Below are 19,035 nucleotides of genomic sequence, written 5' to 3' on the forward strand. Positions count from 1 at the left end.
CTTTCGACGCCGGTTGCGCGTTCTGCCATGGACGGCGACGCTGTTCTTCGTTGCGCCAGTGGACGGCAACCTGATCCGCCGTGTCCAGCGAGCGGCCGCTGATCTCGCTGGCTCTTGCGGCTCCCTTTTCGCCGGTCTGCTGTGCCCAGCCGTGGCGCCCGCAGCGGGCTCGTGCAGGTGGTGTGGCGGCTCTGCTGCAATCGATCCACAGCAGCCCTGCCACTGTGGATCAGCGCAGATCGCGCACGGAGTTTGACCTACCTAGCGCATATCGATGCCACCGCGACTCGAGTCGCTATCGACTTCTAAAGAGTAAGTGGCAACGAAAAATAAGACACCACATTAGCCAACCTACGCCGATTACTAGAATCCAGGACAGAAGAGCCAATGAAATAAGACGTAAAATCGGGGCATTATTGCTCCACTGTAACCCGCAGGAACAATTAAAAACTTGATTCGCGACGATCGGGTACAACAATTTTTGAAAACCCACTAAAAAAGCAGTGACGGGAGGGAGACCTCCCTGATCCAGTCAAACAGGCTGTGAGACAGACACCGATACGGTACCATGCCACCGGCGTTCAGGCTGTGGCGGAGCTCGGAGCGACAATGGCGTCGCAGGTCAGGCCCCCTCGAAACCACTTAAGCATTTCTTAACTTCGGGATTGGAATTCGCAGCCGTCTCCCGCATTGTCAGTGCTTCATAAGGGGAGAGGACCGATGCAGTCGCGTGATGCCGTGTTGGAAGGGGCAAACCCAAACGAGATTGCGGCGTTGAGCCGTCTGGGCAATCAACCAGGTTACATGCCGTCGCCGGATCTGGCGGGAAGCCTTCAAGCAAAGGGCTGGATAGACCAGGCGGGCGACGTCTATCTGCTGACGATCACCGGCAGGACGCTTATCGAAAGGCCGCTCACCAAGGGATCACAAACCCTCGCATGAGGGTTGACGAAAGAAAGGCAGTTGCCGCGGCATGGTTGATGCGGCGGTTCGGTGGCCAGAACCACAATTCCCCCATCCACTTGCGCTCTGACCAGCCGGTTGCAACAATGGTGCAACCATCCTCTACGCGCTCGGCGTGCCCAGCAATGCCACTTGCCTGATGACTGACCCCGTGCAATACTTAATAGTGAGTTAATAACATCGAAGAGAGAGCTTAACCAACGTTAGTAGTTTGGCGAATGCGGCGCGTCCAAATGAAATGCGAAGGTTTTGGGGAAAACGAGATGAGTGATCGCGCCGCTTATTCTCTGCCGAGAGAATCTGACGTAATAAATCACGTCAAAACGATAGCTTCCAGCGAATCGACATATCAAGGATCCATTTTTTCTTTGGATTGCAGCGGGCTGGCTGCGAACTTCTTTGGAAAACTCCCTGAGAAGCCACCACAGAACCTAAGCCGCACTGTTCAACTGGCCGCCAAGCGATTTCTCGATATTCTGCTATCGTTGGCAGTATTAGCGTTTTTGGCTCCACTTATGCTGATCGTTGCGGCAGTTATCAAGATCAATAGTTCTGGACCAGTACTGTTTAAGCAGGAGCGGGAAGGCACTTTAGGGAAAACCTTCTCTATTCTAAAGTTCAGGACGATGTATGTGAATGACTGCGATCCTTCCGGTGTCAGGCAAACAACGCAAGCCGATTCACGCGTGACTCAGGTCGGCAATTTTCTGCGCCGAACGAGCATTGATGAGCTTCCCCAACTCCTCAACGTGGTAAAGGGTGACATGTCTATCGTCGGACCCAGGCCTCACGTCAAAGGACAGCAGGCCGCAGGCCTTGCCTACCGCGAACTCGTCCCATACTACGAGATGCGCCACATGATGCGCCCTGGCTTGACGGGCTGGGCGCAAGCCAACGGATATCGTGGTCCCACCATCGACCGGATCCTGTCAAAGGCGCGCATCGACCATGATGTCGCCTATGTTCAGAACTTTTCGCTTTGGCTGGACATCGTCATCATTTTCCGCACGCTAAAGGCGGAATTCATAACCGGGAACGGCTACTGAAGGAGCCGATGGTCGGCTCCCACGCAGCCAGCCCTCATGGCAACGGAACACCACCCGCACGCGTTGGATTGCTGAGCGATTAATCGTTCGGAAGCCACCCTGCGCCTCTCTTGTCGCTCGGATTATTCCCGCACCATTTCCTCGGCCATTTTTAGCCCCCATGCCAACATCTCCTCCGCTCGCCCACGCGTATGGCCCTCCACGTAGCAACGCAGTTCCAGTGCATTGCCCGAGGGGCGATAATGCACGATATCACCACCGTCGAGCATGAACTGCAGGCCATCGATTTCGGAGACGCGCTTAATTCGCCCCTGCACGGCGAACAGTCCATCTGCAAAACCCGGGTCTTCGCGCATGCGCTTGAGGAAAAACGCCGCCCTGTGCTGCGGAACATGCTCCAGCCGATCGCTGAGCGCCGACTGCAGCGGCAGGGTAGAGATGAGCTCGGCGACGGACGTGCCCTTCGTTGAAGTGAGCGCCAACACGGCGAGGATTGGCAAAACTGCATCGCGCGTCCGCAGGGCAGAGAGCTGCTCGGTGCCGGCGAGATTTACGTCACCGCCGAGAAGCGTCCCGCCGTTTGCCTCGAACCCGACCACCCTGTGGGCACCCGAGGCGAGCGCCTCCTCCATTCCCGCTATGACATATGGCGAACCGACTCGCGTACGCCACACTTTGCTGAAAAAGCCGGTACGCTCGATGGCCGAGTTGGAGGTCACGGGCGTAACGACTGCGTCCGCTCCGAGAAACTGTGCTGCTAGGAGACCCAAGACGTCCCCACGCACGAACTCGCCCTCCCCGTCCATTACCAGCGGGCGATCACCATCGCCATCCGCCGAGACGATAGCGTCCAGCCCAAACTCCCGCAGCCAGCCGGATAGCGGGGCAAAGATCGCGTCGTTGAGGGCCTCCGTGTCGACCGCAATGAAATGGTCGACGTGCCCGAGCGGCACCACTTCTGCCCCGAACGCGTCCAGGATACGTGCGAGCACGCCGCGCAAGCCGGCAACAGCGCAGCGTAGATAGTGGGCCGCCGCCGCATCTGCTTCATCAACTGCCACCGCGCCGGTCTCGACCGCCTTGGCGCCCGAGAGCGCAGCGACGATGCCGACCTCGTCAGCCTTGCCGATCTCTCCAGTCGGCAGATAGAACTTCAGCCCGTTCCGGTCGATCGGAATGTGGCTGCCGGTGACCATGACCGCAGGTCCCCCGCCCGCCGTCGCGTATAATGCCAATGCAGGGGTTGGCAACACGCCGCAATCGACGGGCTCCAGCCCCGCTGCCGCGACAGAAGCGGCGCAGTCTGCGGTGATTGCAGGACTGCTCGGCCGCAGATCACGCCCTATGAAGACGCGCCCTGAGCCGACCTCGCCCTTGCTTTCCAGATGCCTGAGGAAGGCGGCCATATAACGTCGGGCGGCCTCTCCCTCTAGGTCCGAGACCAGACCGCGCAGGCCGCTTGTGCCGAATTTGAGGCTCTCCGCCGCCATCCATGTCCCCGCATAGGGCATCCCGCTTTATCGACTGGCTAAGATTGTGAACAGGTACTGGCCATACGCGCTCTTGCCGACCTTGCTTGCCAGTTCCTCGAGCTGTCGCTCCCCGATATAACCCATCCGGAACGCAATCTCCTCTGGGCAGGCGATCTTGAACCCCTGTCGTTTCTCCAAGGTCGCCACAAACTGAGCCGCATCAAGCAGACTGTCTGGCGTGCCGGTATCGAGCCAGGCGTAGCCGCGCCCCATCAGTTCAACGGAAAGCTGCCCGCGCTCGAGATAAACCCGGTTCACATCGGTGATCTCAAGCTCGCCGCGGGCCGACGGCTTGAGACCGGCAGCGATATCGACCACCTGCTCGTCATAGAAGTAGAGACCAGTCACCGCCCAGTTCGAACGCGGGGCCGCCGGTTTTTCCTCGATGCTGACGGCGCGCATCTGGCTGTCGAACTCGACGACGCCGTACCGTTTGGGATCAGAGACATGATAGGCAAAGATGCTGGCGCCGTTGGTGCGTTGGGTGCCGGTGCGCAGCAATTGCTGCAGTCCATGGCCATAGAAGATGTTGTCTCCAAGGACCAGTGCAGACGGACCACCGGCGACGAAGTCTGCCCCGATGACGAACGCTTCCGCCAGCCCGTTTGGCGACGGCTGCACTGCGTAGTCAATGGCAAGCCCCCATTGCGAGCCGTCGCCCAGCAACCGCTTGAAATTTTCTGCATCGTTCGGAGTCGTGATAACCAATATCTCGGTGACCCCCGCCAGCATCAATGTGGTCAGCGGATAGTAGATCATCGGCTTGTCGTAGATAGGCGTAAGCTGCTTCGAAGTGGCTGTGGTGATAGGGTGAAGGCGGGTTCCGCTGCCGCCGGCGAGAATGATACCCCTCATTTGAACCAAACCACTCCAACACGCTGCAGACTATGGACGGACCAACCGGCTCACCACCTCACAGAGCGAGTCCTGCCAAACGGGCAGTTCCACGCCATGCACTTCGGCCAGTTTTGCTGATGAAAGTCTCGAATTCGCCGGGCGACGAGCCGGGGTCGGATAGTCGACTGTATCAATGGCGGTAATGCTCGCGTTCGGTCCCCCCATGTCGCCGGAAACAGTCATGATTGCGCAGGCGAAATCCGCCCAACTGGCTTCGCCTCCTGCGGTCATATGAAAGGTGCCACGGAGCGCAGCTTCGTCTGGCATGTTCACCAGGTTCCGCCCCACGGCGAGGACGGCGTCGGCAATGTCCAATGCCGACGTTGGACTGCCCAGTTGGTCTCTGACCACTCGCACTTCGGGACGGTCCGACGCCAGGCGGAGCATTGTTTTGAGAAAGTTGCCGCCGAAGGGCGAATAGACCCATGCGGTGCGCAGAATGACGTGGTTCGCGGTTCCGGCGATCACGGCTCGCTCGCCCGCAAGCTTACTTCTGCCGTACGCGCCCAACGGCCGAGTCGCGTCGGTCTCGACATAGGGCACCGATTTCTGGCCGTCGAACACATAGTCGGTCGAGATGTGGATGATAGGTATACCGAGCTCAGCAGCGACAGTGGCTAAGTGCCCCGGCGCTTCTCCGTTGACCGTCTGCGCCAGCTCCGGTTCCGTTTCAGCTTTGTCGACCGACGTGTAGGCGGCCGCCGAAACGATCACGTCGGGTTCCATCGCCGCGAGAAGGCCACCGGCGCCTTCGGCACGGGCGAGATCAAGTTCAGGTCGACCTACCGGCAGAATGTTCGTGTCGCCCGCTCGCTCGAGCAGCGCCGTCACGATCTGCCCGGTCTTGCCAGTCACTAGGACACGCATTCAACGGCCTCTTGCGAGTTCGGCGCGATCACGCCGAGCCGTTCACCACCGTAGTGCCGGCGCAGTGGCTGCCACCACCAGTTGTTATCGAGGTACCAGTCGACGGTTTTCTCGATTCCGGTCTCAAACGTCTCCTTCGCCCGCCAGCCAAGTTCCAGTTCCAGCTTGGTTGAATCGATCGCATAGCGCGCGTCATGCCCCGGTCGGTCGGCCACGAAACTGATCAGCCTTTCGCGCGGCGCCCTCTCGGGTCGACGTTCATCCAGCAACGCGCAGATGCGCCGGACCACGTCGATGTTGCGGCGTTCGTCGCGGCCGCCGACATTGTAGGTTTCGCCGATGCGACCGCGGTCGATGATGACGTCGAGGGCCCGGGCGTGATCGCCGACATACAACCAGTCGCGAACATTCTCGCCGGTGCCGTACACTGGCAACGTTTGCTCCTCGAGCGCATTCAGGATTGTGAGCGGAATGAGTTTTTCCGGGAAATGATAGGGCCCGTAGTTGTTTGAGCAGTTCGATACCAGGATGGGCAAGTCATAAGTCCTCGCCCAAGCTTTGGCGAGATGATCCGCCGCCGCCTTGGATGCGGCATAGGGGGAGCTTGGATCATAAGGACTCGTCTCGGAGAAAAAACCTGTACTGCCGAGCGAGCCGTAGACCTCGTCAGTAGAAACATGCAGGAAGCGAAACCCGTCTCGTGCCGCTAGACTGAGGCCATCCAGATAGCCGCGAGTGGTTTCGAGCAGTGTATAGGTGCCAATGACGTTGGTGTGAATGAAGGCATCGGCATCAGCAATGGACCGGTCGACATGGCTTTCCGCGGCCAGATGCATGACCCGATCCGGCCGAAAGCTTTCAAACGCAGCGGTCATGGCCCGCCGGTCACATATGTCGGCCCTCAGGAAGCGGTAGTTGCTCCGCCCCTCGACCTGACGCAGTGACGCCAGGCTTCCGGCATAGGTCAGCTTGTCGACAGTAAGCACGTCATAGCCCTTGGCCACGACAAGTTGGCGAACCAGTTCGGAACCAATGAACCCGGCGCCGCCAGTGACGAGGACGCGCATTCAGGCCTCCACGGTAGAGTGGCGAAAATAGTGGGGCAGGTCTCGCAGGCGTGGCTGCTGGCCATCCCTGGCCGAAAGGTGTCGGGGGTCAGCTTCCGCGGGCCAAGTCACGCCAATATCGGGATCGTCCCAGAGCACGCCCTTGTCGCGTTCGCGGTCATAGTAGTTGGTCACCTTGTAGGCGACGAGCGTATCGGGCGTCAGCGTGCAGAACCCATGCAGGAACCCCACCGGAACCCAGAGCTGGTTCCCTTCATCCGCTGTAAGCATAGCCGAGACCCATTTGCCAAAAGTCGGCGACCCTGTGCGGATGTCGACCGCCACGTCGAAAATGGCGCCTGCCACGCAGCGAACCAGCTTGCCCTGCGCTGATGGCTCGCTCTGAAAGTGTAACCCTCGAACGACACCAGGGCTCCTGCTGAGCGACTGGTTCTCCTGCACGAATGTCACGTTCGCAACATTGGCAACGAACCAGTCATTTCGAAAGGTTTCCGAGAAGTATCCTCGGTCATCGCCATGGCGCGACGGCGTTATCTCGGCGACGTCCGCAATCTCTAGACGGTACAACTTCATCACGCAGACTCCGGTGAACTAAAACGTCTCTGTCCTCGAGCTGCCTTCTCACACCGCAGCTTCGACGACGTCACAAACGCAACTTAGTCGGCAGCGACGAACTCGTGCCGCAGGGTCGTGAAGAGAATTTTCAGATCAAGCCAGAAGGTGGAGATCTGGGTATCGTTGACGTTGAAATCGATACGGGCGCCGGTTTTCCGGCGACTGTCTGCAGCAGGCATACGCCTCGGCAGTAGCTGGCGGCGGACCGGTGGGTGTGGCGGAATCCGTGCCGAGCGCCCTGTGCCGAACGCTAGCTCCTCAATGCAATCGAAGTCCCTCATTGGCCCCCCGCCTGAGCCGATCAAATGAAAAACCGAGGCCTAATTCAACATAAGGTTACCAAATATTTAATACTCGCCAACCCCAAAAACTACGGACTTGTACTTGGCGCGGGTGCCAAGGACCTCCGACGCACCATATGCTTCGGGCGAATTATCAATCAATGCATGGAGTTAGGACCGTTCTGTCACGCGTGGAGATAACGGTCGTCCAACGCGTTTTCATGGGCGCAGGTCAGGGCTGCGGAGGGCGCATGAGAACGTCGGAGCAGCGATACGGGCGCATCTTGCCTCTCCACTCACGATACAATGATGGCGTTGGATTATCTGTGGCCGGAGTAGTCACTCCTGCCGGTCAGGCCCTCTTCGCGGCGCTGCGAACGATACGGTCGACCCCCGGCGGCGACAGCAATGGCAGGCAGAACTTACGCGCGAAGTGCATGAGGCTCTTCAGGTGCGCCCGTCCGGCGCGGCTGGTAAGACCCGTGGCACTGGTGCGCTGATGGTCGTGGACGAGCTGTGAGGCGGGAAAGCAGACAACCTTGTGGCCGCTCACCCAGATACGTGCACAGAGGTCGACGTCCTCCATATAGAGGAAGTAGGCTTCGTCCATGCCCCCCAACTGAAGAAACAGATCCCGGCGAATGATAAAGCCCGTTCCCATGACCCATTCGGCTTCAAAGGGCTGGCCCGCGTTGGTTTCCTCGATCATCAGGTGGCGGTCGATGCGACGCCGCAGCAGCTGTTCGGTCTGGGGCACCCGGCGGCCGACGATGTCGAGCGTCGAATAGAAGCGACGAGCGCTATATTGCCGACTGCCGTCGGGATTGACGAGGCCGAGGCCACCCATTCCGACGTCCGGGTGCTCGTCCATGTAGTCGAGCACTTCGGTCACGCTATCGCGTTCAAAGTAGGTGTCGGGGTTGAGGATCAGCAGGTATTCGCTGTCAACGCCGGATACGCCGAAATTGATGCCAGCACCGTAGCCGTCGTTGCGGGGCGCCGGTTTGATCGTCACCTGCGGCAGTGCAGCCTGCATCAAAGCCAGCGACTCGTCTCCCGAGCAGTTGTCGACGACGGTAATCCCGTCCAGCTGCGCTATGCCGTGCGCCAGGAGGGAATTGACGCTTCTGACCGTCAACGCCGGGGTGCGGAAGTTGACGAAGACCACACGCAATCTGGCCCTTGCCGTCATGATCCGTAGTTTTCCCTGGCGTATGTCCGCGCAACGTCGCGTACGATGCTCCACAGCCGGTCGGCGGACCGGTCCCAATCGAAATGTTCGAGCCGACTTAGGCCGTCCGCCACCAGGCGCCGGCGCAGATCCGTATCGCTGACAATTCGGTTAAGCCCCTCGGCGATCGACGCAATTTGTGTCGGGTCGACGATTACAGCCGCTCCGCCTGCAATCTCTGGCATAGACGACACATTGGAGGTGAGAACCGGCACACCCGAGGCGAAGCCTTCTATGATCGGCAGGCCGAAGCCCTCGAACAGCGACACGTAGGCAATCGCTCGCGCGCCACGGTAGTAGGCCGGCAGGTCGGCGTCCGACACGCGCCCTGCGAACACCACAAGGTCCGCGATGCCGACCTCTTCGGCCACTGCCGCCAAACCCGGGTCGGGCCGGCCCGTGATGACCAGTCGAATTCCGCGCCGCGGCAGTTCGGAGGCAGCATGGGCGCGTATGAGGCTCGCAACGTTCTTGTAGCCCCGGTGATTGCCGCAATAAAAGACGTAGTCATATCCCGGCGCATGCCTTGCCCCATGGCGCGCGAAACCGGCGCTGACACCGTTATAGACGACGTGCACCCTGTCGTCTTCCATGCCCGACCAATCGAGGAATTCCTGCCGGACGAACTCCGAGACGCACACGATCGCCCCGCACCGGTGATAGAGCGGTCTAAAGATCAAGTCGTAGTAGGCACGCTTGGCAGCGCCATAGAAGTGACGATGCGTAAGGTCGTGGACCATTACAACACTTGGTAGACTCAAGTTCAGAGGTGGCACGAAACCGGCGCTGAAGAATACCCTGCCCCGTTCCGGCTGCACGCGCCACAACGCTTTACTGACGGAAAGCACCGAGAGCGGTGAGCCGATTTTGCCGGCGACGGCGAGATCAACGACTTGCATATCAATCGGCAGGCGCAATTCGAGCTCTGTCTGAACCCGCCCTATGCCGGTCTCTGGCGGCCAGCGCCGATCAGCATAAACCGTCAGGGACGAGGCAACACTCGCCCGTCCCGCAGCCATTGGGACGAAGACATCATGCATTGACATCATGCATCGCCCCAACCCCGCAAGCGTTGCTCAAAAGCAATAAAGCGGTATCGCGCCTGGTCGCGGCGCCCCTTGAGCAGTGCAGCTGCGGCCCCAACCAGCGGTCGACCGGACATATAGACGACGAACCACAAAGGATATTTTTCCATCCGCATCACACGTCCAAAACCACGATTGTAGCGCCGCCCCCGATCAAGCGTTGCCTGGTCAAACGCCTCCAATGGCTCAGGATGCATGATCTTGAGCGCGGGGTCGTAACTGCCTTTCGCGCCGCTGCGTAACGCCCGCAACATGAGCTCGGTCTCTTCACCGGCGCCCCACCTCGTCCCGGACCCCACGCCAAGGTCCTCATTGAAGGGACCGGCATTTTCAAGCGCGGTTGCCCGGTAGAACGTAGTATACGATGTTTGACTGGTCCAAATGTTGAAGCGGTCGATGACATGGGGCCTAGCATTCCATCGTCCCTGTGAGGGAACACCTGCGGGCGTAATGCTCATGCCCGTATAGAAACCAAGGGCGGGATCTTTGCTGAACGCCGAATCAACCCGCTCCAGCGTATCTTCCGGATAGATGCAATCGTCGTCAGGAAAGGCGACAATATTGCCCGAAATATGTTGGAGCCCAAGATTTCGGCCGCGCGACAGTCCCCTGCGCGTATCTCGCAGATAAGTAACAGGCAACCGCTCACTATAGGTCCCGACAACCATTTCGGTGGCGCCGTCGTTGCTCTGGTCGACGATTACAATCTCGGCCGCCTTCAGCGTTTGTCGTTCAAGGCAACCCAGCAATTCGCCGATCTGTCGCGCGCGGTTCAAGGTGGATGTGACCAGGGAGATCCGCATATCCTTCGTCCTTGCTGCGGTTGGCAACACCACTGTCAGCGCCGAGCATCAACGAGCCGTTGTTTGAGCGCACGCAACCGATTGACAAAGTGCACCAGCCGCCTCCCTCTCGGCCCGATGCGACCGAAATATTGCAATTCTTCCATGGTCTCTTCCGGAGGGCGGCGTAGGGATCGACCGTGACGCCGCTCTTCAAGAACAAATCCGATAGATATCTGCCGCGAACCGGCATGTCCACGGTATATTCCAAGTATTCAGGTTCTCAACCCATAATTGCAATGCGACAGCATTATGACAGCGTCGTACGCATTCCGTCTTGTCAGCGGCCCGAAGCAACATGTCCGCCTCTTGGCAACGGATCGGATAGAAAGACGACCGCGCAGTGTTCCGGAGCCTTTCGCACGTACTCGGTAATCGCCGGACCGATCGCACCGCAGGGAAAACCTGCGCCCTTTCCTTCACCTGAAATTCGAGCTCACTGCCAACGCTTGGACTTGTACCAGGACCGCACTCCGGCTTCTGGACCGTAGCATATCGCACCTCACGCGAGGTTGAGACGCGCGGCGCCATCCTCGAAACCATCGGCGCTATCGTCTTGACCCTTTCTGTACCGGGCCTTCCTTGTGGTTAGCGTAGAAGATCCGTCCCAGCTGCGGCAGATATGGCGCGGTTTCGTTGTGCAGGACTGGTGTGGCCAGGATGCGGGCGCGCAGATTGGCGTAGTCGACGTCCTGAACGTCGATACCCTACTCTTCCGCGATCATGAGCGCTTCACATGTGCGTCCAACGGCCAGCCCCATGATTCTGCAGCGATATGGCCCGGATGTCGCGCTCCGAGGGTAATTCTACGCCAAGATGGGTCGCCTTCGCGTATAAAGACATTGGTCTGAGGATAGCGATCCTTAAGGTGACGCTTACGCGTGAGAAGGCTGAAAGACCTTAGATAGATTTAACTTCTAGCGGCCCAGCGCCAGCACACTGCCAAGGGAGGAGCAAGGATGCTCGACAGGTATCGCCGCCGCGCCGTCACGAAACTTTCGCGAATAGCTCTGCCGGAGAGCTTTCTGCGAGACTTTCCGGGACATTACTATTCCCCGATCGTCAGCATCCCCGAGGCGCTTAGATATATCGAGACAGTCCGGCCGAGGCAGGACGCCCCCGCGATTGATGAAGCCGGAATAATGTCGTTTTTCGACAGGCTGGCGCCGCATCTGGCGGAGATCGACCTTCCCACCGCTCCGGTTTCGACATCGCGATACTACGAGGACAACATGTACGGCAGGGGGGATGCGGCAATCCTCTCGGCCGTGATTAGAGAACTTCGCCCACGAAGGATCATAGAGGTGGGAAGTGGTTTCTCGTCGGCATGCGCCCTTGACACAGTCGATGATCTCAACGTGGCGACATCCTTCACCTTCATCGAGCCCTATCCGGAGGCTCGGCTTCACGGTCTTCTCCGGACAAAAGACCACCCACACGTGACAATACACGCGAAAGGCGTTCAAGACATCGATCTATCGGTGTTTGATGAACTAGAGAGCGGAGATCTCTTGTTCCTGGATACGACGCACGTGTCGAAAACCGGATCGGACGTGAACCACGAGCTTTTCCAGATTCTACCTAGACTTAAGTCCGGAGTGATCATCCACTTCCATGACGTGTTCTGGGGATGGGAGTACCCCGTGGAGTGGGTTCGGGAGAACCGTTCGTGGAACGAACTTTATCTGCTACGAGCGTTTCTGATGCATAACGACGCCTACAGCATCCTGATGTTCAATGACATGATGTACCAACTGTATCGGGAAAAAGTGCTTGCGGCGTCCCCCTCGTTTCGAGGTCCGTACGGGGCAGGGGCCGGCCTGTATCTTAGGAAGCGATGAGCCAACCGGTTCGGACCACAGGGAGCGGAGCAGTCTTACTTGCCATGCGACCAACGGTACAAGTGCCGCGGAAGGCTTGCGGCGGAGACGCGCACTTTACCGGGCGTTGAGATGCGCGGCGTCATTCTCGAAACCATCGGCGCTATCGTCCTGCCCCTCGCCATACCGGCCTTTTTTGGTTGTGTGGTTAGCGTAGATGATTGGTCCCAGCTGCGGCAGGTAGGGCGCTGTCTCGTTCGTCAGCGTCGGCGTTGCCAGGATGCGGGCGCGCAGAGTGGCGTAGTCGACGTCCTGAACGTCGATACCCTGCTCTTCCGCGATCATGAGCGCGCAGGCGCAAGACTGTGAGGTCTGCCCAGCCGTCAGCTCCATGCGGGCCCCGCCCATTGCAACATGGTTGACTGACAGACCGATACCGCCAACGAGGCCGCGGGTGCTTTCGGAACGCGTGGGAACGCAAACCTCGTAGGGAAGCGGCGTGGTCTTGTCCACGCCTCCAGACTTGAGAAAGAACCCACCCTCGACGCGCGTCTCCCAGGTACCGTTGTTGTCGTACGCGTACCGCTTCACGTAGTGGCTATCGAGGGGGTATGTGATGGTCGAGATCGTCTTGATCGAGCGTGGTACCGTGCCGTCAAAGGTGTTGCAGTCCTCGCCCGTGAGGATGAACTCGCTGGCCAGCCTTGCCGGCTCGCGCACATAGGTGCGGTTGGGCCAGTGTGGCATTTCACCTGCTGCCCAGTCGGGATCGCAGAAGTGGTCGCTGACCATCCCGTAGGCGCGCGCCTCGGCGCGAAGGGCGGCAGGAACGCGCGGGTCCGGATCATGCTGCAGGTAATAAAAGAGCCCCAGCATGTAGTTCCTGATCTCCAGACGGATCGCGGCCTTCTGCGCATAGGTGCCAACGATGTAGTTCGCCGAGGCCTCACCGAGATAGTCGGTGGAGAAGGCGTTGGGACCGTTGTTGAGATCGTAGATATGACCATGCCTGGTCGTGGCAATCGGTCCGTAGAGGTTGAACAGATCGCGCATGTCGATAAGCGGATCGAGCGCAAGCTGGCGCCCAAGCAGTTCACAGGTCGCGGCGCTGTAACCGGTTGGCGGCGTCGTCGGAAACGGAATGCGGATCGACGGATCGTTGGTTACGGGGATGCGTTCGTTGAACCCCTGAACATCAGGGGAAGCCGCGCCAACTGTCAGATCGCTGGCAAAGCCATGCACGCCTGCGACGAGCCCCGACGCCGGTACACCGGGAGTGACAAACGGGTCGATGACCATCGTAGCGCCGGCATGGTCAAAGAACTCGTTGACCGGCGCCCGGACGCCATTGTTGGCGTCGATGCCGCTGCCAGCCGCCTCGCGCGCGGTGGAAGTGGTAATCCCCAGCGCGCGCACGAGCGTGTTCTCGTCGCTACAGTCGAGCCAGCGTTTGCCGCGGAAAGTGCGACCGTCCACGGTAACAATGGTGATGCCCGTCGCGTCCTCTGACGCTGACAAAATTCCATCGGACCAGAAGACCGGAACATCAAGGCCGTTGGTTTTCGTCGGGTCGAACATGGCCTGGATGACGCTCTCCATCGTCCTCGGCTGGATGTCGAGCTTGATGGTCGGCTTGCCCTCGAGTTCCTGACACTGGCGCAGCATCCAACGGACGAGCCCCTGGTTGCTGGTCAGAGCATGGCTGTCCATGTGACCAAGGCCGCCGGTGGTCATGCCCCCCCATCTGCGATCAAATCGGTCACCGATCGGGCAGACAGTCTTGCCCTGGCGCTTGAGTTCGTAGACCGCGACCGCGCCGTTGAGCGTGGTACCCCAGACGAGATAGTCATATTCCGTGACATTCTGTGGCTGGTAGCCCGGCAGGTGCTCGTCGATGTCTCCCCCGGACATCTTCTGGTGCAAGCGCATCATCGCCGCGTGCAACACAAGTCGCTGCGCATCTGTCAAAGCGTGGCTGAGAAACCAGGCGCTATGCTGTGATGTCGATGGAACGACCGTACCGTTCTGGTTTTGCCCTATGGCGCAAAGGTGCACATGCGGCAGCGGAGCGGCAGCATTGGCGATGGTCGCCTTTTTGACCGGCCCCTTGTAAGCCTCGAACTCATCGGCGTTCTTGCGACAGACGGAGTGTAAGCCGACGCCGTTCCAGTCGTTTGTGTTGCCGATGTCAGTAACGACCGTCCCTCCGCAACTCGCTGCCATCTTGTTGGCTGCCGAATGCCAGGCCGTGATGGTAACGCCCTTGGTCGCGTCCCGAGACCGAAATCGGCATCACCTGACGGCGCGCCAGCATGCGTATCCAGGATGAAGATACCGGCCTCGAAATCGTTGACCGCCAGGTCGTCGCAAAAGTAGGCGGTCCGGATTGCACCGTCGCCGCCGGATTGCGTATCGGTTGAGGTTATCGACCCGTCGACAGTGCACGGCTTGGAGAGGTCCTTCCAATTCGCAAGCCGCCCGCTGGGATCGGCCATGAACTTGCCGAAGCCAATGACCCGGTCCCATACCGGATCGCTGGCAGGATAGTTCTTCACCGTGCGGAAGAACTCATCGATGGTCTTCTTGCGGCGTGTGGAGGGCGCGGATGAGAATGTCGCGACCAGAGCGTCTGTTTCCGGTTGGAAGGCGAACGCTGGCAACGCGCCGCCAGCCGTCTCGGCGCTCAGCGTAAACGGATGTAAGACCGCGACGGCCCCAATGCAGGCTGTACCGGCTAGTAGGGTGCGCCGAGTGATTTTCGGCGGCTGATCCACTTGTAGTGTCCCTGGAATGGCTGCGCCTGGATGCGGCACGCGTCCCCATGCCGCCCACAGGTCTCGACCCTATTGAGACTTGATCAAACGGTCAAATATTCTCTTCCTCGTCGTCCATGCGGTGAACGTTGCTTTCGAGCAAGTCGCCGTCGGCAGCAAAGGCAGGCCTTTTTTGCAAACGAGCGTCAATGAGCCGCTGTTTCACGGCACGCAGCAGACTGATCAAGTGCACGAGTCTCCTCCCTCTTGGCCCGATGCGACCGAAATACTGCAATTCTTCCATGGTCGCTTCCGGAAGGGCAGCGGCCGGATCGACTGTGACCCCGCTCTTCAAGAAGAGATCCGAGAGATAGCTGCCGCGACTGGGCATGAACTCGACCGGAATCTTCCAGGTGGTCAGGATCTCGTTCCAGAGATGCACTGCAACAGCATTCTGGCCGCGCCGCTCACACTCCGCCTTGTCGGCCGCCCGGAGCAACATGTCCGCCTCCTGGTAGTGGATCGGATAGAACACTTGCGGTGGTACGACCGTACAACGGTGCGGCGTGTCGCGAACGTAGTCAGTAATGAGCGCGGGACCGATGGCGCCCCATGAAAAGACCTGGCCCTTGGCCGTGGCCCGCAATTCGAGCTCAATGGCGATTGACGGATCCGAAACAAAGAGTACCGCGCCATTCAGTTGACCCGGGGCTTGCTCGCCGACGAGGAGACCTTTCGAGCGATCCTCGAGCGACCTGAAGGCCTCGACTCCCGACAGGCAGTAGACGTCGGTGTCGAACCACCACCCTGGCTCTTTCTTGAAGAGCCGGTAGCGAAAAAGATCGGTGAATGCTGCAACCGAGTGAAGCTTCCCCCCCTGGGTAAGCGAGAAGACCTCGTCTTCGCGAGCAAAGTGCCGGGCATCGCAGCGCACGACGCCCTCCGGCACTGCCAGGCGATCGTTGAAGGTATGAAGATGCACGGTCAGGCCGGCCTGCACGAAGGATGTGAGACAGGCGCGCTCATACAGGCGCAGACTGGGACCTTGCCAAAAGAAGTTTGCGGTCACACTCATGCGCGCTCGAACACCCGCTTCAACACATGCATCTGCGCGTCATTCCAGGCCAGTGCGTCCTCATGGGCCGCCCTGCCCTTCTCGCGCCGCGCACTCGGGCAATTCGCCAGTTCAACAACTTGATCTGCAAAGGCCTGCGCGTCGCCATCGGGAATCACAAAGACCCCATTGCTGTAATTCTTCCCCAGGCCGCGGGCACCGGTCTGGGTGGATATGGCCGGCACACCGGCTGCGAGGGCCTCCAGCAGCTTGATGTTGATCCCCGTCCCCGCCAGCATGGGATTGACCGAGATCGGCGCGCGCGAATAGGCGGCTGACAGATCATCGACCATACCGAGCTTCACAACGCCCCCCACGTCCGACACTCGCCGACAGATGCTGCCAACGAGCATGAGATTGAACTGCGGCAGCCTCTCCCGGATCAGCGGCAAAACAGATTGCGTGAAGTACTGGACAGCCGCAAGATTGGCCTGATTGTCGGATCCGACAAAGATGGCATCGCTGGAGCGGAAATCCGTCACGGGCCGGGAGACATCGAGGAGGTGGCTGACGACCTCCATTGCCGGACCGTTTCCGGCCAGTTGGCGGCGAAACAGATCCCCCTCCTCTTCCTGGATGGCCAGCACGACGTCGGCGCGGTGGAAAGCGCGGACCTGCTCGGAAGGCGGCACCGAAAACCAGTAGGTACGACCTGGGACCAGCTTGTGTCGGTCGGAGAAGGAATCGTGGGTGTCGAGAACTTTCAGGACGTTCGAGGGAAAGGCCTCAAGCGCCGCCGACTGTGAAATATATTCGCATATGACAGTGTCGAAGCCGTGAACCTGCTGCAGCGCGCGCAGCATGTCGGTCAATCGGGACGGATAGCATTCATCGAGACCGAGGTAGTATGCGCCGCCAACCCGCAAAGGGCTCAGTAGCTTGCGGCGCACCCTCCAGGCAAGGCGTTTGAGAAGAAACTCCGGGCTCGACAGTACGGAGGACGGCAACCGGATATAGTTCTCGCGACCAAATTCTGCCAGGTGCGCATCGTCATCCGGCTCGCTCGTCATCGTCGATGGCAGGTAGACGAAATGCACCCCATGCCCCAAAGCCCTCAGCGCCCGACTAAGCGCCAGAATGCGGCTGCGATTGCCAGCCGTCGGCGGAGTGGCCGGAACCGTCGATAGAATGGCGACTTTCATGAGAACGCCTCGGGGAGCGAAAGCAGATGTGTGTGCGCTATGCTTGCCGCACACTCTTTCGGCAAAAGTTGTCACAGGCTAGAGGCTGAATCCGAGAAATTCTAATTTGCCCCAAGTTTGCCGCTGAGCGCATGGCTACTAGCCAACCCGCCCCTTTAGCAATAGTGTTCCAGGGCGTGCCGCCATAGCGCGTTGATGTTGATGCCCATAGGAACGGGCGACTCGAATTCGAGTCTGCGGCAATTTGCGCTAGGTTTGTTGTCAGGGGCGAGTAGAGAGTCAATGGACGGGGAAGTCTCGCTACGAACCCTGGCGTCCCATGGCGTGAAATGGTCGATCATCCAGAACTGGGGCGGCAAGGTATTTACCTTTCTGCTGACGATCATCCTTGCCAGGTTGCTGGCGCCCGCAGACTTCGGAACGGCTTCAGCCGTCGCACTGATCATACTGATCGTGCCAATGATTTCCGAACTCGGGTTTGGCGATGCAATCATGCAGCGGCGCGACCTGAAGCCCTCGGACCTCAACCTCCCCTTCATGATATCTGCGGCGACCGTGTCGGTCTTGTTCGTTGCCGTGATCCTGACGGCGGACTCCATTAGCGCTTATCTCAGGATCCCCGGTCAGTCCGTCTATGTGATCGTCGCATCGGGCGTGCTGCTGATGACCGCGCCATCGATGTTCCAGCAGGCCATGTACAAGCGACATCTCAAGTTCAAGTCGCTGGCGCTCAGGACTTTCCTCGCCAACATCGTCGGCGGCACCGCGGCGGTCATTTGCGCGTGGATGGGGTTCGGAATCTGGAGCTTCGTCGTGCAAAGCTATGTCGCCGGTTTGATCAGCGTCGTCTGGCTGTGGTGGCGCCCGCAATGGGTGCCAGGCCTCAGCATCGACGGCAAAGCCTTCCTGCAGATGACGCGCTTCGGCATTCCGGTCGTCGCCCAGCGGCTGGTGGATTTCGCGGGCACCAGGGTCATCGACATCATCATCATCAGCCAGCTCGGCCTTGCCGCCTACGGCCTCTACGCCATCGGCTCGCGCATTTATCTTACAATGATGCAGTTACTGCAGGGCGCCTTTTACGATGTCTCCCTGACGGTTCTGTCCACAATCGCCCATGACCGCCAACGTATGGCGGAGACGTACCTCAAGACGATTGGCCTGGCGGCGACATATATCTCGCCAATCTTCGTCCTCGTGGCCGCTGTTGCCCCCGAGGTATCCCATGTGCTTCTCGGCGACAAATGGGTGGGTGTCGAAGGGGTCATTGCGCCCCTTCTTCTGTTAGGCGCTCTTCAGTGTGTCCAGTTCATAAATGGTCCATTCTTATCCGCGATGGGCCGGCCCGATCTAATTCTGTTGGCAGGTACCGCAAAATCTTCAATCACTATAATTGTGCTTCTATCGATTAACTCCAGCAACGCGGCCGAACTTGTAATATATTTTGCCGCTTGCCAGCTATCCTCAACACCTATCGTTGTATACTCTTTGTGCCACATGTTGAGGGTCACTTTCCTTGATATTGTATATCACGTTAGAGGTGGCACTATCGCGTGCGCCTCAGCTCTCGGATCAACCGTGATCTTTCGAGAGTACGCGATGAATACCACAACGGACTTTGCATATGGACTTGCCGTGGGAGTTGTCTTTATTACGACATATGTTTCAGTATTGTTCATATTGAACCGAGACGCCTTTCTTGACGCCATACGGATAGCTCGCAGCAAATTTCCCTTCAGAAAACGAACGCTATGAGGTGACAACATGTTGTCAAGCGCGA

16 protein-coding genes are annotated in these 19,035 nt (G+C 59.2%); 4 read left to right on the forward strand and 12 right to left on the reverse strand.

What is annotated here, in order from left to right:
• Positions 1 to 720 precede the first annotated feature (720 nt).
• Positions 721 to 942: a hypothetical protein gene (locus QQK18_RS04455; protein ID WP_284339085.1), complete on the forward strand. Its 222-nt coding sequence runs from the start codon at positions 721 to 723 to the stop codon at positions 940 to 942.
• A gap of 284 nt (positions 943 to 1,226) precedes the next feature.
• Positions 1,227 to 2,009: a sugar transferase gene (locus QQK18_RS04460; protein WP_284339086.1), complete on the forward strand. Its 783-nt coding sequence runs from the start codon at positions 1,227 to 1,229 to the stop codon at positions 2,007 to 2,009.
• 122 nt (positions 2,010 to 2,131) lie between these two features.
• Here QQK18_RS04460 and QQK18_RS04465 read toward each other — a convergent pair whose 3' ends face one another.
• The 9 genes from QQK18_RS04465 to QQK18_RS04505 form a co-directional block, all read right to left on the reverse strand.
• On the reverse strand, positions 2,132 to 3,499 hold the full coding sequence (locus QQK18_RS04465; protein WP_284339087.1) for a phosphohexomutase domain-containing protein: 1,368 nt from the start codon (positions 3,497 to 3,499) through the stop codon (positions 2,132 to 2,134).
• A 27-nt stretch (positions 3,500 to 3,526) separates the two neighbouring features.
• A complete protein-coding gene (rfbA, locus tag QQK18_RS04470) occupies positions 3,527 to 4,396 on the reverse strand; it encodes a glucose-1-phosphate thymidylyltransferase RfbA (protein WP_284339088.1) in 870 nt (289 codons plus the stop codon).
• A 30-nt stretch (positions 4,397 to 4,426) separates the two neighbouring features.
• Positions 4,427 to 5,305, reverse strand: coding sequence for a dTDP-4-dehydrorhamnose reductase (rfbD, locus tag QQK18_RS04475; protein ID WP_284339089.1), 879 nt, complete (start codon positions 5,303 to 5,305; stop codon positions 4,427 to 4,429).
• Complete coding sequence (rfbB, locus tag QQK18_RS04480; RefSeq protein WP_284339090.1) at positions 5,293 to 6,372, reverse strand: dTDP-glucose 4,6-dehydratase; 1,080 nt, start codon at positions 6,370 to 6,372, stop codon at positions 5,293 to 5,295. Before rfbB ends, rfbD begins: the two co-directional genes overlap by 13 nt.
• On the reverse strand, positions 6,373 to 6,945 hold the full coding sequence (rfbC, locus tag QQK18_RS04485; RefSeq protein ID WP_284339091.1) for a dTDP-4-dehydrorhamnose 3,5-epimerase: 573 nt from the start codon (positions 6,943 to 6,945) through the stop codon (positions 6,373 to 6,375).
• Positions 6,946 to 7,028: 83 nt separating this feature from the next.
• Positions 7,029 to 7,268, reverse strand: coding sequence for a hypothetical protein (locus tag QQK18_RS04490; protein WP_284339092.1), 240 nt, complete (start codon positions 7,266 to 7,268; stop codon positions 7,029 to 7,031).
• Between the two features lie 352 nt (positions 7,269 to 7,620).
• Positions 7,621 to 8,460 (reverse strand): glycosyltransferase family 2 protein, encoded by an 840-nt coding sequence (locus tag QQK18_RS04495; protein WP_284339093.1) that lies wholly within the window; start codon positions 8,458 to 8,460, stop codon positions 7,621 to 7,623.
• Positions 8,457 to 9,539, reverse strand: coding sequence for a glycosyltransferase family 4 protein (locus QQK18_RS04500; RefSeq protein ID WP_284339094.1), 1,083 nt, complete (start codon positions 9,537 to 9,539; stop codon positions 8,457 to 8,459). The genes QQK18_RS04495 and QQK18_RS04500 overlap by 4 nt, the downstream gene beginning before the upstream one ends.
• A 5-nt stretch (positions 9,540 to 9,544) precedes the next feature.
• Positions 9,545 to 10,387, reverse strand: coding sequence for a glycosyltransferase family 2 protein (locus tag QQK18_RS04505; RefSeq protein WP_284339095.1), 843 nt, complete (start codon positions 10,385 to 10,387; stop codon positions 9,545 to 9,547).
• A gap of 998 nt (positions 10,388 to 11,385) precedes the next feature.
• Here QQK18_RS04505 and QQK18_RS04510 point away from each other — a divergent pair.
• Positions 11,386 to 12,267 carry a class I SAM-dependent methyltransferase gene (locus QQK18_RS04510; RefSeq protein ID WP_284339096.1) on the forward strand — a complete coding sequence of 294 codons (882 nt, stop codon included), beginning with the start codon at positions 11,386 to 11,388 and terminating at the stop codon, positions 12,265 to 12,267.
• 96 nt (positions 12,268 to 12,363) lie between these two features.
• Here the strand turns inward: QQK18_RS04510 and QQK18_RS04515 are convergent, their stop codons facing one another.
• The 3 genes from QQK18_RS04515 to QQK18_RS04525 form a co-directional block, all read right to left on the reverse strand.
• Entirely contained in the window at positions 12,364 to 14,469 is a 2,106-nt protein-coding gene (locus tag QQK18_RS04515) for an FAD-dependent oxidoreductase (protein WP_284339097.1), read from the reverse strand.
• A gap of 642 nt (positions 14,470 to 15,111) precedes the next feature.
• Entirely contained in the window at positions 15,112 to 16,074 is a 963-nt protein-coding gene (locus QQK18_RS04520) for a hypothetical protein (protein WP_284339098.1), read from the reverse strand.
• Complete coding sequence (locus tag QQK18_RS04525) at positions 16,071 to 17,255, reverse strand: glycosyltransferase family 4 protein (protein WP_284339099.1); 1,185 nt, start codon at positions 17,253 to 17,255, stop codon at positions 16,071 to 16,073. The genes QQK18_RS04520 and QQK18_RS04525 overlap by 4 nt, the downstream gene beginning before the upstream one ends.
• Positions 17,256 to 17,537: 282 nt before the next feature.
• On the opposite strand from QQK18_RS04525, the gene QQK18_RS04530 reads away from it, so the two are divergent.
• The gene (locus QQK18_RS04530; RefSeq protein WP_284339100.1) at positions 17,538 to 19,010 is read left to right on the forward strand and encodes a lipopolysaccharide biosynthesis protein; all 1,473 of its coding nucleotides are present in this window, start codon (positions 17,538 to 17,540) and stop codon (positions 19,008 to 19,010) included.
• Positions 19,011 to 19,035: the final 25 nt, after the last annotated feature.

The sequence above is a fragment of the Devosia nitrariae genome, from assembly GCF_030160115.1.
Lineage (GTDB): Bacteria > Pseudomonadota > Alphaproteobacteria > Rhizobiales > Devosiaceae > Devosia > Devosia nitrariae.

Bases quoted from the DNA above. Each gene is read 5' to 3' on its own strand.
- QQK18_RS04515 (WP_284339097.1), bottom strand. From the start codon at position 14,469: ATGGCAGCGAGTTGCGGAGGGACGGTCGTTACTGACATCGGCAACACA.
- rfbC (WP_284339091.1), bottom strand. From the start codon at position 6,945: ATGAAGTTGTACCGTCTAGAGATTGCGGACGTCGCCGAGATAACGCCG.
- rfbA (WP_284339088.1), bottom strand. From the start codon at position 4,396: ATGAGGGGTATCATTCTCGCCGGCGGCAGCGGAACCCGCCTTCACCCT.
- QQK18_RS04525 (WP_284339099.1), bottom strand. From the start codon at position 17,255: ATGAAAGTCGCCATTCTATCGACGGTTCCGGCCACTCCGCCGACGGCT.
- QQK18_RS04495 (WP_284339093.1), bottom strand. From the start codon at position 8,460: ATGACGGCAAGGGCCAGATTGCGTGTGGTCTTCGTCAACTTCCGCACC.
- QQK18_RS04520 (WP_284339098.1), bottom strand. From the start codon at position 16,074: ATGAGTGTGACCGCAAACTTCTTTTGGCAAGGTCCCAGTCTGCGCCTG.
- QQK18_RS04460 (WP_284339086.1), top strand. From the start codon at position 1,227: ATGAGTGATCGCGCCGCTTATTCTCTGCCGAGAGAATCTGACGTAATA.
- QQK18_RS04530 (WP_284339100.1), top strand. From the start codon at position 17,538: ATGGACGGGGAAGTCTCGCTACGAACCCTGGCGTCCCATGGCGTGAAA.
- rfbD (WP_284339089.1), bottom strand. From the start codon at position 5,305: ATGCGTGTCCTAGTGACTGGCAAGACCGGGCAGATCGTGACGGCGCTG.
- rfbB (WP_284339090.1), bottom strand. From the start codon at position 6,372: ATGCGCGTCCTCGTCACTGGCGGCGCCGGGTTCATTGGTTCCGAACTG.
- QQK18_RS04490 (WP_284339092.1), bottom strand. From the start codon at position 7,268: ATGAGGGACTTCGATTGCATTGAGGAGCTAGCGTTCGGCACAGGGCGC.
- QQK18_RS04500 (WP_284339094.1), bottom strand. From the start codon at position 9,539: ATGCATGATGTCTTCGTCCCAATGGCTGCGGGACGGGCGAGTGTTGCC.
- QQK18_RS04455 (WP_284339085.1), top strand. From the start codon at position 721: ATGCAGTCGCGTGATGCCGTGTTGGAAGGGGCAAACCCAAACGAGATT.
- QQK18_RS04510 (WP_284339096.1), top strand. From the start codon at position 11,386: ATGCTCGACAGGTATCGCCGCCGCGCCGTCACGAAACTTTCGCGAATA.
- QQK18_RS04465 (WP_284339087.1), bottom strand. From the start codon at position 3,499: ATGGCGGCGGAGAGCCTCAAATTCGGCACAAGCGGCCTGCGCGGTCTG.
- QQK18_RS04505 (WP_284339095.1), bottom strand. From the start codon at position 10,387: ATGCGGATCTCCCTGGTCACATCCACCTTGAACCGCGCGCGACAGATC.